At 69.1% G+C, this 12891-nt stretch carries 10 protein-coding genes; 9 read left to right on the top strand and 1 reads right to left on the bottom strand.

Going from position 1 to position 12891, the window contains the following annotated elements; all coding sequences use genetic code 11:
* The first annotated feature begins 9 nt into the window (after window positions 1-9).
* The 9 genes from HEP74_RS18180 to HEP74_RS18220 all read left to right on the top strand — a co-directional run bounded on the left by HEP74_RS18180 (window position 10) and on the right by HEP74_RS18220 (window position 11821).
* Window positions 10-1320 carry an ABC transporter permease gene (locus HEP74_RS18180; RefSeq protein ID WP_185814051.1) on the top strand — a complete coding sequence of 437 codons (1311 nt, stop codon included), beginning with the start codon at window positions 10-12 and terminating at the stop codon, window positions 1318-1320.
* Window positions 1317-2558 (top strand): ABC transporter permease, encoded by a 1242-nt coding sequence (locus HEP74_RS18185; protein WP_185814052.1) that lies wholly within the window; start codon window positions 1317-1319, stop codon window positions 2556-2558. Before HEP74_RS18180 ends, HEP74_RS18185 begins: the two co-directional genes overlap by 4 nt.
* A 13-nt stretch (window positions 2559-2571) precedes the next feature.
* Window positions 2572-3876 carry an ABC transporter permease gene (locus HEP74_RS18190; protein WP_185814053.1) on the top strand — a complete coding sequence of 435 codons (1305 nt, stop codon included), beginning with the start codon at window positions 2572-2574 and terminating at the stop codon, window positions 3874-3876.
* A gap of 64 nt (window positions 3877-3940) precedes the next feature.
* A complete protein-coding gene (locus HEP74_RS18195; protein WP_185814054.1) occupies window positions 3941-5167 on the top strand; it encodes an ABC transporter permease in 1227 nt (408 codons plus the stop codon).
* Window positions 5168-5220: 53 nt separating this feature from the next.
* Window positions 5221-6522, top strand: coding sequence for an ABC transporter permease (locus HEP74_RS18200; RefSeq protein ID WP_185814055.1), 1302 nt, complete (start codon window positions 5221-5223; stop codon window positions 6520-6522).
* Between the two features lie 37 nt (window positions 6523-6559).
* Window positions 6560-7786: an ABC transporter permease gene (locus tag HEP74_RS18205; protein ID WP_185814056.1), complete on the top strand. Its 1227-nt coding sequence runs from the start codon at window positions 6560-6562 to the stop codon at window positions 7784-7786.
* Between the two features lie 18 nt (window positions 7787-7804).
* Entirely contained in the window at window positions 7805-8977 is a 1173-nt protein-coding gene (locus HEP74_RS18210) for an ABC transporter permease (RefSeq protein ID WP_185814057.1), read from the top strand.
* A gap of 157 nt (window positions 8978-9134) precedes the next feature.
* Entirely contained in the window at window positions 9135-10472 is a 1338-nt protein-coding gene (locus HEP74_RS18215) for a sigma-54-dependent transcriptional regulator (protein WP_185814058.1), read from the top strand.
* On the top strand, window positions 10469-11821 hold the full coding sequence (locus HEP74_RS18220) for a sensor histidine kinase (protein WP_185814059.1): 1353 nt from the start codon (window positions 10469-10471) through the stop codon (window positions 11819-11821). The genes HEP74_RS18215 and HEP74_RS18220 overlap by 4 nt, the downstream gene beginning before the upstream one ends.
* Window positions 11822-11916: 95 nt before the next feature.
* On the opposite strand, the gene HEP74_RS18225 is transcribed toward HEP74_RS18220, so the two are convergent.
* Window positions 11917-12873 (bottom strand): right-handed parallel beta-helix repeat-containing protein, encoded by a 957-nt coding sequence (locus tag HEP74_RS18225; RefSeq protein ID WP_185814060.1) that lies wholly within the window; start codon window positions 12871-12873, stop codon window positions 11917-11919.
* Window positions 12874-12891 lie beyond the last annotated feature (18 nt).

The following is a 12891-nucleotide window of genomic DNA, read 5'->3' on the forward strand; positions in this document are numbered from 1 at the left end:
GGACCCACGATGTTCGGTTACTACCTCCACCTCGCCTTGCGCAGCTTCGGCCGCAACAAGATCCTCACCACGCTGATGGTGCTGGCCGTGGCGCTGGGCATCGGCGCCTCGATGACCATGCTGACGGTGCTGCATACGCTGTCCGGCGATCCGCTGCCCGGCCGCAGCGCCACGCTGTTCCATCCGCAACTGGACCCGCGTCCGCGCGACCTGCCGGGTGCCGACCAGGAGCCGCCCGACGAACTGACCTGGCAGGACGCGAACGCGCTGTACCGGCTGCACGCTGCGCCGGCGCAGACCATGACCAGCGCGAATTGGCTGCCGGTCCGCCAGACCGTGGCGGACAGCCCCTTGCGCATGCTCACCACCCGCGCCGCGACCGCCGACCTGTTCGCGATGTTCGGCATGCGCTTCCTCTACGGCAGCGGCTGGAGCCGTGGCGACGATGCGCAGCGCGCGCAGGTCGTGGTGCTGACCCGCACGCTCAACGACACCCTGTTCGGCGGCGCCGACAGCGTCGGCAAGACCCTGACCATCGCCACCCGCCCGTTCCGGGTGATCGGGGTGATCGACAGCTGGGATGCGCAGCCGCGTTTCTACGATCTCAACTCGGGCGCGTACAAGGCGCCGGAAGCGCTGTACGTGCCGTTCGAGACCTGGCTGGACCTGCCCCAGGACTACGGCTATGGGCCGATGCAGTGCTGGGGCCGGGACCAGGAAGCGGGGCTGCACAATCCCAAGAGCGCGCAATGCACCTGGGTGCAGTATTGGGTGCAACTGCACACGCCGGCGCAGGTCCAGCGTTACCGCACCGCGCTGGACGACTACAGCGCGCAGCAACGCCAGTTGGGCCGGTTCGAACGCGCACCCAACACACGCCTGCGCGATCTGCTCGACTGGCTCGACTACAAGCGCGTGGTGCCGGCCACCGTGCGCATGCAGAGCTGGATCGGCTTCGGCGTGCTGCTGGTGTGCCTGCTCAATGCGGTCGGCCTGCTGGTCGCCAAGTTCATGCGCAAAGCCGCTGAGATCGGCGTGCGCCGCGCGCTGGGCGCCAGCCGCCGCGCGGTGTTCCTGCAATGCCTGGCCGAATCCGGGCTGATCGGCTGCCTCGGCGGACTGCTCGGCATCCCGCTGACCTGGATCGGCCTGTGGCTGGTGCGCCAGCAACCGGTGGCCTACGCCCAACAGGCGCACGCCGACCCATCGCTGCTTGCGCTCGCGCTGGCCGTGGCGGTGCTGTCTGCCCTGGCGGCCGGCGTGTGGCCCGCATGGCGCGCTTCGCGCATCGCTCCCGCCCTGCAGGTGAAATCGCTATGACCGCGCTGAGACACGCACGCCCCATTCTTTCCGCGCTGGGCAGCCATCGTGCCGCGGTGGTGTTGATGGTCTTGCAGATCGCCCTGACCCTGGCGGTGCTGTGCAACCTGGTGTTCATCATCGCGCGCACCTACCAGCGGGTGGACACGCCGACCGGGGTGATGGAGCAGGACATCGGCCTGATCCAGAGCATCTCCGTGATCGGCGAGCAAGACAGCAAGAGCAGCGTCGGGCGCAGCCTGGATGTGTTGCAAGCGGTGCCCGGTGTGGAAGCGGCCGCCTTTGGCGCACCGCCGCTGTGGAATCCGAATCGGGTGCAACTGTTCCGGGAAGCGCAGGCGACGCAACCGGCGGCGCACGCGACGCTGTTCTCCGGCAGCCAGGGCCTGAACCGCGCCCTGGGCATCCGCATCGTCGCCGGCCGCGACCTGCACGACGCCGAGCTGCCGGCTGCCGCCGAGACGTTCGCGGACACCAACCATGGCGAGCGACAGCTGCCGACGCTGATCACCCCGTCGCTGGCTGCCAAGTTGTTTCCTGGCGTTTCGCCGCTGGGGCAGAAGATCTACACCACGATGTGGAACCAGGCGGTACGGCTGGATGTCGTTGGGGTGATGGCACCGCTGCGTGGCGTGATCGCCGGCCACGACGACGATGCAGACGCGCTGCTGACCGAACTGCGCGTCAGCGCCGAAGGCTGGGGCGGCGGCTATCTGATCCGCAGCAAACCGGGGCAACTGCCGCAGGTCCTGCAACGCGCGGCGGCGGCGATGCAGCATGCCAACCCGACCTATGTGCAACACCAGGTCGCCACCATGCAGGAACTGCGCGCCGACTATTTCAGGAGCGACAGCGCAGTGGCGCGCATGCTGCTGGCGATCATCGTGATCCTGCTCACCGTCACCGCGTTGGGCATCGGCGGGCTGGCCAGTTTCTGGGTACAGCAGCGCACCCGGCAGATCGGCATCCGCCGCGCCATCGGCGCCACCCGCCGCGACATCATGGGCTACGTCCAGCTGGAAAACTTCCTGATCGTCGGCGGCGGCGCCGCGCTGGGCGCCGTTCTCGCCTACGTCATGAACCAATGGCTGATGCAACGCTTCGAACTGGAGCGGCTGTCCTCGCCTACGGTGCTCACCGGCATCGTGGCGGTATGGCTGCTCGGCCAGCTCGCCGTCCTCGGCCCCGCACTGCGCGCCGCCGCCGTCCCACCCGCCACCGCCACCCGTAGCGCCTGACCCGGAGCCACCCATGTTCGGCTATTACTTCCGCCTCGCCTTGCGCAGCTTCCGCCGCAACAAGGTCCTCACCGCGCTGATGGTGCTGGCCATCGCGCTGGGCATCGGCGCCAGCATGACCACGCTGACCGTGTTCTACGTGCTCTCGGGCGACCCGATCCCGCAGAAGAGCGACCGGCTGTTCTACGTGCAGGTGGATGCGCAGCCGAAGGCTGGCTTCCAGCCCGGCGAGGAACCGGACTTCCAGAACACGCGCTACGACGCCGAAGCGCTGCTGCGCGAGAAGCGGGCCAAGCGGCAGGCGCTGATGACTGGCGGATCGGTGGCGGTGGAACCGCTCAAGAGCGGGCTGAAACCGTTCAAGTCGGAAGTGCGCTTCACCTCGGCGGACTTCTTCCCGATGTTCGACACCCCGTTCCTGTACGGCCATGGCTGGACCGGCACGGAAGACGAGCGCCACGAGCGCGTGGTGGTCATCAGCAAGAAGCTCAACGAAAAACTGTACGACGGCGCCGACAGCGTCGGCCGCGAACTGCGCATGGACCAGAACACCTTCCGCATCGTCGGCGTGCTCGACACCTGGGCCCCCAATCCGCGCTTCTACGACATCACCAACACCTACGGTTCGGACGAACAGGCCTACCTGCCGTTCTCGGTGGCGATGGACCTGAATATGGATCGCAACGGCAGCCTGAACTGCTTCGGCAAAGGCCCCAGCGACGATCCGATCACCTCGCTCAACGCTCAGTGCACCTGGATCCAGTATTGGGTGGAACTGGAAACCCCGGCGCAGGCCGCCGACTACAAGGCCTACCTCGAGAACTATTCCAACCAGCAGCGCGCCGGCGGCCGCTTCGAGCGGCCGAACAACGTGCGCCTGCGCAACGTGATGCAGTGGCTGGACAACCGGCAGGTGGTGCCGGGCGACGTGCGCCTGCAGCTGTGGCTGGCGATGGGCTTCCTGCTGGTGTGCCTGCTCAACACCGTCGGCCTGCTGCTGGCCAAGTTCCTGCGCCGCAGCGGCGAGATCGGCGTGCGCCGCGCGTTGGGCGCCTCGCGCCGCGCGATCTTCGCGCAGTGCCTGGTGGAGGCCGGCACCATCGGTCTGGCCGGCGGCATCGCCGGTCTCGGCCTGGCCGTCCTCGGGCTATGGGCGGTCCGCCAGCAGCCCACCAGCTACGCCAAGCTGGCTCACCTGGATCCGACGATGCTGGCGCTGACCTTCGCCCTGGCCCTGGCCGCCAGCCTGCTGGCCGGCCTGTTGCCGTCCTGGCGCGCGATTCAGGTCGCGCCGGCACTGCAGCTCAAATCGTCCTGACCACCACGCCTGCCGCACCGCGGCGGGCAGACCGCCAACGAAGGTCCCTCACAAGGTTACCGCCATGGACATCCGCCCCATCCTTTCCACCCTGCGCCGGCACAAGACCGCCGCCGCGCTGATCGTGCTCGAGATCGCGCTGGCTTGCGCGATCGTGTGCAACGCGCTGTTCCTGATCGGCAATCGCATCGAGACCCTGCACCGACCCAGCGGCATCGCCGAACAGGAATTGGTGACGATCTCACTCGGCGGCATCGGCCAGCAGGTCAACGCCGCCGCGCGCACCCGCGAGGACCTGGCCGCGTTGCGCGCGGTGCCGGGTGTGCGCAACGCGACCATGCTCAACCAGGTACCGTTCGTGCACTACTCCCAGAACACGAGCGTGGCCCTGACGCCGGACCAGGAGCGGCCCTCCCTCAACGCGGCGCAGTACCTGGCCGAGGAAGGTGCGCTGCAGACCCTGGGCCTACGGCTGGCGGCCGGGCGCGATTTCGCTCCCGACGAATACCTCGACCAAGAAGCCGTGCGGAAAGACAAAGCGGCGCAGGACAAGGGCACCTCGGTGATCCTCAATCGCGCCACCGCGGAAAAGCTGTTCCCCGGCCAGAATGCGTTGGGCAAGACCGTATACACAGGAACGGTACCGTTGCGTGTGGTCGGTGTCGTCGAGACGCTGGCGCGGCCGAATCCGGCCAGCGGCCTGGCCGAGATCGAGTACGCGATGCTGCTGCCGCTGCGCGTCAACTACCCAGATGGCCTTTATGTCGTGCGGGTCACCGATCCCGCACGGCGCCAGGAAGTGCTCGCCGCGGCGACCGCGGCGCTGATGAAGGTGGACAACAGCCGGCTGGTGCTGAAGCAGCAGACCTACGCCGAAATCCGCGACGACTACTTCCAGGGCGATCGCGCGATGGTGTGGCTGCTCGGCGCGGTGTGCATCGCGTTGCTGATCGTGACCGCGCTGGGCATCGTCGGCCTGGCCAGCTTCTGGGTGCAGCAGCGCACCAAGCAGATCGGCATCCGCCGCGCGCTCGGCGCCACCCGCGGGCAGATCCTGCGCTACTTCCAGACCGAGAACTTCCTGCTGGCCAGCACCGGCATCGTGCTCGGCATGCTGCTGGCCTACGCGATCAACCAGTGGCTGATGGGCAAGTACGAACTGCCGCGGCTGCCGCTGTACTACCTGCCGTTCGGCGCGCTCACGCTGTGGCTGCTCGGCCAGATCGCGGTGTTCGCGCCGGCGCGCCGCGCCGCGGCGGTGCCGCCGGCGGTGGCCACGCGTAGCGCTTGAAGCGTCCCCTTTGGCCGGCGTCATGCCGGCCCTTTTTTTCCCCAGGACTTCCCATGTTCGGCTACTACTGCAAACTGGCGTTGCACAGCTTCGGCCGCAACCGGCTGCTGACCGCATTGATGGTGCTCGCCATCGCGGTCGGCATCGGCGCGTCGATGACCACGCTGACCGTGTTCCACGTGCTGGCCGCCGACCCGATCCCGGGCAAGAGCGCGCAGCTGTTCTACGTGGAGATGAACGTCTATCCGGACGAAAAGTACGAACCGGGCGCGACCGAACCGCTGCAGCTGACCCGCCGCGACGCCGAAGCGCTGTTGCGCGACAAGCGCGGCGACCACCAGGCGATGATGTCCGCCGGCGGCGTGAACGTGGTGCCGGTCAAGGCCGAACAGACGCCGTCCCACGTCGAAGCACGCTTCACCTCGGCCGACTTCTTCCCGATGTTCGCGGTCCCGATGCGCTATGGCCACGCCTGGACCGCCGAGGACGACACGCGGCGCGCGCGCGTGGCGGTGCTCTCGCGCAAGCTCAACGATCAATTGTTCGGCGACGTGGACAGCACCGGGCGCGACCTGCAGGTCGGCGAAAACATGCTGCGCATCGTCGGCGTTACCGAAGACTGGAGCATGAACCCGCGCTTCTACGACCTGACCAACACCGAATACGGCGACAGCGAGGACATCTTCATTCCGTTCTCGACCTCGCGCGACCTGCAGATGGGAGCGAGCGGCAGCATGGAGTGCTGGGGCAGCAGCGGCGATGGCCAAGACAGCGAGAACGCGCCGTGCGCGTGGATCCAGTACTGGGTGGAACTCGCCGACGCCGGCAAGCGCACCGCCTACCGCGATTACCTGGACAGCTACGCGCGCCAGCAACACGATGCCGGCCGTTTCAGCCATCCGGCCGATGCGCGCCTGAGCGACGTGATGACCTGGCTGGACCGCAATCACGCAGTGCCCGCCGACGTGCGCCTGCAGCTGTGGCTGGCGCTGGTGTTCCTCGGCATCTGCCTGCTCAACACCGTCGGCCTGATGCTGGCCAAGTTCCTGCGCCAGGGCGGCGAGATCGGCGTGCGGCGGGCGCTCGGCGCATCGCGCCGGGCGATCTTCGCCCAGCACCTGGTGGAAGCGGCAATGATCGGCACGGTTGGCGGCGCGATCGGCCTGCTGTTCGCCTGGATCGGCCTGTGGCTGGTGCGGCAGCAGCCGGCCGACTATGCCGGGCTGGCGCACATGGACGGCAGCATGCTGCTGACCGCACTGGCGCTGACCCTGGGCAGCAGCCTGCTGGCCGGCGCGCTGCCGGCGTGGCAGGCCATGCGCGTGCAGACCGCCCTGCAACTCAAGTCGCAGTGACGCGCCGCGCACCCTCCTTCCCATCAGGAACGTTCCCGTGCATATCCGCCCCATCCTCTCCAGCTTGCGCAAGCACAAGATCGCCGCACTGCTCATCGTGCTGGAGATCGCCTTCAGTTGCGCCGTGGTCTGCAACGCGCTGTTCCTGATCGGCACGCGCCTGCACAACATCCAGCGCCCCACCGGCGCAGCGGAATCGCAGCTGGTCTACGTCAAGGTCGGCAACGTCCTCGGGCAAAGCGATGCCGCCGCGCTCACCCGCGCGGACCTGGATGCGCTGCGGCGCATTCCCGGCGTGCGCAACGCCAGCGTCGTCAACCAGCCGCTGTTCGGCAGCTCGATCGGCTCCAGCGGCGTCTCGCTCGGCCCGGACCAGCAACGCGCCACGCTGAGCGCCACCAACTACTTCGGCGACGCGCAGTTGCTCGACACGCTGGGCCTGAAACTGGTGGAGGGCCGCCGCTTCAACGCAGACGAGATCCTCGACTACGCGCACCTGATGGACCCGAACGACAAGGCCGTGGTGCCGTCGGTGATCCTGAGCCGGACCCTGGCCCAGCGCCTGTTCCCCGGGCAGTCGGCGATCGGCAAATCGATCTACGTGTACGGCCAGCAACGGGTGGTGGGCGTGGTCGAACGCCTGGTCCAACCCCGCGACTACGGCTCGGCGATGGACTACGAAAGCGCGATGCTGTTCCCGGTGAACATGCCCTACACCCGCGGCACCTACGTGCTGCGCGTGGACGACCCGGCGCAGCGCGAGGCGGTGCAGCAGCAGGCGCGCAAGCTGCTGCTCGCGCACGGGCCGCGGCGCATGATCCGCGACAAGAGCAGCGTGTCCCTGGAGCAGGCGCGCGCGCACTACTACCGCAACGACCGCGCGATGGCCTGGCTGCTGGTCGCGGTGTGCGCGATGCTGCTGTTGATCACCGCGCTGGGCATCGTCGGCCTGGCCAGCTTCTGGGTGCAGCAGCGCACCAAGCAGATCGGCGTGCGCCGCGCGCTCGGCGCCACCCGCGGGCAAGTGTTGCGCTATTTCCAGCTGGAGAACTTCCTGCTCGCCAGCGCCGGGATCGGCCTGGGCATGCTGCTGGCCTATGCCGCCAACCTGTACCTGATGAGCGCCTACGAACTGCCGCGGCTGCCGCTGTGGTACCTGCCGGTCGGCGCGCTGGCGCTGTGGCTGCTCGGCCAGCTCGCGGTACTCGGGCCGGCGCGCCGCGCCACCCGCGTGCCGCCGGCGGTGGCCACGCGCAGCGCCTGAGCGGGGACCATCCGGCGCATGGATCGATTGCTGATCTCGCCGTGCAGGCACCCGCTGCTGGCGGCGCTGATCGTGCTGCAGATGGCGCTCGGCTATCCGGTGCTGCTCGCCATGGGCACGCTGGCGTTCCAGGCGCATGCGCGGATGCACGCCTCCAGCGGCATCGACGACGACGCGGATCTGCTGACGCTGCGGCTCAACGGCCGCGTGTCCGCCGCGCAAGCGCAGCGCCAGGCCGCGGCATTGGGTGCGATCCCCGGCGTCCTGCACGTGGCGGCGATCAATCAGCTGCCGTTCGGACCCGAGCAGTGGAACACGCTGATGGGACCGCGCGCCGACGGTGCCGGCGGACAGTTCCGCGTGACCACCTACCTCGGCGGTCCCGGACTGCTGGCCGCGCTGGGCCTGCGCCTGCAGCGCGGCCGCGATTTCGCCAGCGACGAGTACCGCGACCTCACCTCGCCCACCGCGCTGGACCTGGCGCAGCGGGTGATCCTGACCCAGTCGCTGGCAGCGAGACTGTTCCCCGGCCGCGACGCAGTGGGACAGGCGGTGTATCTGGGCGGCCGGTCGCCGGCGCGGGTGGTCGGCATCGTCGAGCGGCTGCGCGCGCCAGGCGCCGGCGACGAGGACGGCGCCATCCTGGCGCTGCGCCTGCGCGATGACGGCGACGCGCTGTATGTTCTGCGCGTCGCGCACGGCGATCCGGTGCAGGTCCGCGCGCGCCTGTGGGCCGATGTGCAGCGGATCGCAGCGGGGCGAATGCACGACCTGGGCAGCGCCGACGAACTGCGCTCGCAGCAACGGCGCCAGCATCGCCAGCGGCTGATGCTGCTGGCTGCAGGTGCGGCGCTGTGGCTGCTCGCCACGACCGCGACGGTCTACGCCATCAGCGAGCTGATGGTGCGCCAGCGTTACCGGCAGATCGCGTTGCGGCGTGCGCTGGGCGCGCGCGCGGCGCAGATCCGCCGGCAGCTGCATCACGAGAACCTGCTGCTGTGCGGCCTGGGCCTCGCCATCGGCGCGGGTGTCGCCGCGCTGTTGCGCCGGGTCTTGCCGGATGCCGCAGCGCTGTCGCCGCCGCCACTGTCCGCCCTGGCCATCGCGTTGCTGTTGCTCGCTGCCGGCTGGCTGGCGATGCGCGGGCCGGCGGTCCGCGCGGCGCGGCTGTCGCCTGCGGCGTATCGGTGATGCGCATGCGCGTGGTCGCCACGTCGCGCGCGCCCGCAGTGGCAGCGGCCGCATGCCGGCGGCAGCTGACGCACACGACAAGCCACACCGGGACTGCGATGATGCCGCTTCGTCCGGCATTCGCCCGTTCCGCCCAAGCCATCCGACAAGGTTCCCGATGCCCTGCATCCTGATCATCGACGACAACCCCGCCGTCGCCACCGCGCTGGAAGTGCTGTTCTCGCTGCACGACATCGAGACAGTGCATGCGGACAGCCCCGATGCCGGGCTGCAGCGCCTGGCCGAGGGCGATATCGACCTGGTGCTGCAGGACATGAACTTCACCGCCGACACCACCTCGGGCGAGGAAGGCGTGGCGCTTTTCGATGCGATCCGCGCGCGCCACCCGGACCTGCCGGTGATCCTGCTCACCGCCTGGACCCAGCTCAGCAGCGCGGTGGAACTGGTCAAGGCCGGCGCCGCCGACTATCTGGCCAAACCCTGGGACGACCGCAAGCTGCTGACCACGGTCAACAACCTGCTGGAACTGTCCGAGGCGCGGCGCGAACTGGAACGGCGCCGCGAGGGCGAACGCCGCCATCGCCAGCAGCTGGCGCAGCGCTACGACCTGCGCGGCGCGGTGTTCGCCGACCCGGCCAGCGAGCGCGCCATCGCCCTGGCCTGCCAGGTCGCGCGCTCGGAACTGCCGGTGCTGATCACCGGCCCCAACGGCAGCGGCAAGGAGAAGATCGCCGAGATCGTCCAGGCCAACTCGCCGATGCGGCAGGGCCCGTTCGTGGCGCTGAACTGCGGCGCGATTCCGGCCGAGCTGATCGAAGCCGAGTTGTTCGGCGCCGAGGCCGGCGCCTACACCGGCGCCAACAAGGTCCGCGAAGGCAAGTTCGAGGCCGCCGACGGCGGCACCCTGTTCCTGGACGAGATCGGCAACCTGTCGCTGGCCGGGCAGATGAAACTGCTGCGCGTGCTGGAGACCGGGCGCTTCGAACGGCTCGGCTCCAACCGCGAGCGCCAGGTCAAGGTGCGGGTGATCAGCGCCACCAATGCCGACCTGACCACGATGATCCGCGAAGGCAGCTTCCGCGAGGATCTGTACTACCGGCTCAACGCGGTGGAACTGTCGCTGCCGGCGCTGGCCGACCGCCCCGGCGACATCCTGCCGCTGGCCGAGCACTTCCTGTCCGGCGCCAAGGCGCTGTCGGCCGGCGCCGCGCAGGCGCTGCAGCGGCATGCCTGGCCCGGCAACGTGCGCGAGCTGCGCAACGTCGTCCAGCGCGCCGAACTGCTGGCCGGCGGCCGCCTGATCGAGGCCGCCGACCTCAACCTGCCCAAGCCCGCAGCGCAGCGTCCCGCGCCCGGCGCCGAACCGGACCGCGAGCGCATCGTCGCAGTGCTTGGCCGCGCCAACGGCGTCATCGCCCAGGCCGCGGCCGAATTGGGCATGAGCCGGCAGGCGCTGTACCGGCGCATGGACCGCTACGGAATCCCGCGCGAATGAAACTGCGCCGCTCCTTCACCGTCGGCCTGTTCCTGCGCCTGTTGCCGGTGCTGGCGCTGGCCGCGGCGATGCCGTGGCTGCTGGCGTACTGGATGGACCGCGGCTGGGAAGTGGTGACGTTCTCGGCGCTGTCGCTGCTGGCGCTGATGTGGTGGACGCTGCGCCGCGCCACCGCGCCGATGCGCTCGCTGTTCCGCGCCCTGGCCGGCACCGTCAGCAGCTACCGCGACGGCGAATACAACTTCGGCGTGCACTGGCGCGGCGACGACGAACTGGGCGAGATGGTCGCCGCGCACCGGCAGCTGGGCGAGATCCTGCGCGAGCAACGCCAGGGCCTGGCGCAGCGCGAACTGATGCTCGACACCATGGTGCAGAACACCCCGGTGGCGATGCTGCTGACCTCCAACGGCGGCGACGGCCTGCGCCGCGTGGTGTTCTCCAACCTGGCCGCGCGCAAGCTGCTGCACGGCGGCTGGAAACTGGAAGGCCAGCGCCTGGACGACCTGTTGCTGGGCATGCCGCCGGCGCTGCGCGAGGCCGTGGCGCGCGGCGGCGACAGCCTGTTCACCATCGACGACGACGAGGACCCGGAAGAGGAGCAGGTCTACCACCTGTCGCGGCGCCGCTTCCGCCTCAACGGCCGTCCGCACGAACTGCTGCTGATCCGCCTGCTCACCGCCGAGCTGCGCCGCCAGGAAGTGCATACCTGGAAGAAGGTGATCCGGGTGATCAGCCACGAATTGAACAACTCGCTGGCGCCGATCGCCTCGCTGGCACACTCCGGCGCCGAGTTGGTGCGGCGGCAGAAGGTGGAACGGCTGGAAGAAGTGTTCGGCACCATCGAGGAGCGCGCGCGGCACCTGGAAGGCTTCATCCGCGGCTACGCGCGCTTCGCCAAGCTGCCGCAGCCGCAGTTGCAGACCGTGCACTGGGCGCAGTTCCTGGCCGGGCTGCAGCAGCAGATCCCGTTCGCGCTGGAACTGGAAGCGCCCGACCTGCACAGCCGGGTCGATCCGGCGCAGTTGCAGCAGGCGCTGCTCAACCTGGTCAAGAACGCGCACGAATCCAGCCCCGAGGGCCAGGCACCGGCGGACAGCGTGCGCATCCGCGTCTCCACCCGTCCCGAATGGCTGCGCATCGAGGTGCTGGACCGCGGCAGCGGCATGAACGAAGCGGTGCTGCACAACGCGCTGATGCCGTTCTATTCGACCAAGCGCAACGGCACCGGCCTGGGCCTGGCGCTGACACGCGAGATCGTCGAAGCGCACGGCGGCCGCCTGTCGCTGCAGAACCGCGACGAAGGCGGGCTGTGCGTGGCGGTGCAGTTGCCGCTGGCATCGGCGAGCTAGCGCCTCACGCCCCCTGTAGGAGCGGCTTCAGCCGCGACAGGTTCTACCGGAATGTCTGTCGCGGCTGAAGCCGCTCCTACAGGGTGCACACGCACTTACTCGTGTACGGTGCCGCTCTCGACGATGCGCGGCGTACCCAGCGCGCCGCAGGCATCGTCGGCGCCCGTCGTGGCCGTGGCCGGAATCGCGCCGTAGTAACCGGCGCCGACCGTGTTGTCGACGAAGCGCCCGCCCTGCGACGGACATTCGCCTTGGTCCGGGTCGAACCAGTCGGAGAACGCGGCGTACTTGCCGGCGCGCACGAAGTGGTTGCCACGCACGACGGTATCGTCGGAGGCATCACGGGTGCGCACCACGTCGCCGTTGACGTCGGTGAAGCTGTTGCCCTCGACCGTATTGCCGGTCGAATGCCGCGCCAGGTACAGCGCATGGATGTAGCCGGAGGTTTCCTTGCTGTTCTCGATCGCGCTGAACTGGTTGTCGGCGATCACGTTGTCGCGCGAGTTCTGCAAGCGGATCGCCGCATACGAATACGCCGGATCGCCCTGGCCGTGGATGCCGCCGATGCGGACGAAGCGCATGCCGCGGATCTCGTTGCCGGCATTGCCGTCGGCGGCCGCGTTGCTGCTGCCCAGGTCCATCGCCATCCAGTAGTCGCTGACTTCCAGGCCGACGAACTGCAGCTGGGTGCGCTGGTTGCCGCCGCCACGCAGGGTGAACCAGGTGCCGCCGCCGCGTCCGTCGAAGTGCGGCATCGTGCTCGCACCGGAGGCGGCGACGATGCGCAGCGGCGCGCCATTGCGGAACGTCCAGCGCACCGACTGGCCCAGATAGGTGCCGGGCGCGACCACGATCTCCACCGCCGCCGGCGGCGGTTGCGCCAGCAGCCGTTGCTGCGCGGCGCTCAACGTCTTCAATGCGGTGGCGGCGCTGGTCCCGGCCGCGGCATCGTCGCCATCGGGCGCCAGGTACAGGCGGAAGGTCTGCGCGTGCACGCCGCCCGCCGCCACCAGCACCATCAAGACCCACCATCGCATGCGTCGTACCGACATCGAACACCTCCATGGAGC

This window comes from Xanthomonas sp. SS, from assembly GCF_014236835.1.
GTDB lineage: Bacteria > Pseudomonadota > Gammaproteobacteria > Xanthomonadales > Xanthomonadaceae > Xanthomonas_A.

Coding starts and splice junctions, on each gene's coding strand:
- HEP74_RS18180 (WP_185814051.1), top strand. CDS start 10: ATGTTCGGTTACTACCTCCACCTCGCCTTGCGCAGCTTCGGCCGCAAC.
- HEP74_RS18185 (WP_185814052.1), top strand. CDS start 1,317: ATGACCGCGCTGAGACACGCACGCCCCATTCTTTCCGCGCTGGGCAGC.
- HEP74_RS18190 (WP_185814053.1), top strand. CDS start 2,572: ATGTTCGGCTATTACTTCCGCCTCGCCTTGCGCAGCTTCCGCCGCAAC.
- HEP74_RS18195 (WP_185814054.1), top strand. CDS start 3,941: ATGGACATCCGCCCCATCCTTTCCACCCTGCGCCGGCACAAGACCGCC.
- HEP74_RS18200 (WP_185814055.1), top strand. CDS start 5,221: ATGTTCGGCTACTACTGCAAACTGGCGTTGCACAGCTTCGGCCGCAAC.
- HEP74_RS18210 (WP_185814057.1), top strand. CDS start 7,805: ATGGATCGATTGCTGATCTCGCCGTGCAGGCACCCGCTGCTGGCGGCG.
- HEP74_RS18215 (WP_185814058.1), top strand. CDS start 9,135: ATGCCCTGCATCCTGATCATCGACGACAACCCCGCCGTCGCCACCGCG.
- HEP74_RS18220 (WP_185814059.1), top strand. CDS start 10,469: ATGAAACTGCGCCGCTCCTTCACCGTCGGCCTGTTCCTGCGCCTGTTG.
- HEP74_RS18225 (WP_185814060.1), bottom strand. CDS start 12,873: ATGTCGGTACGACGCATGCGATGGTGGGTCTTGATGGTGCTGGTGGCG.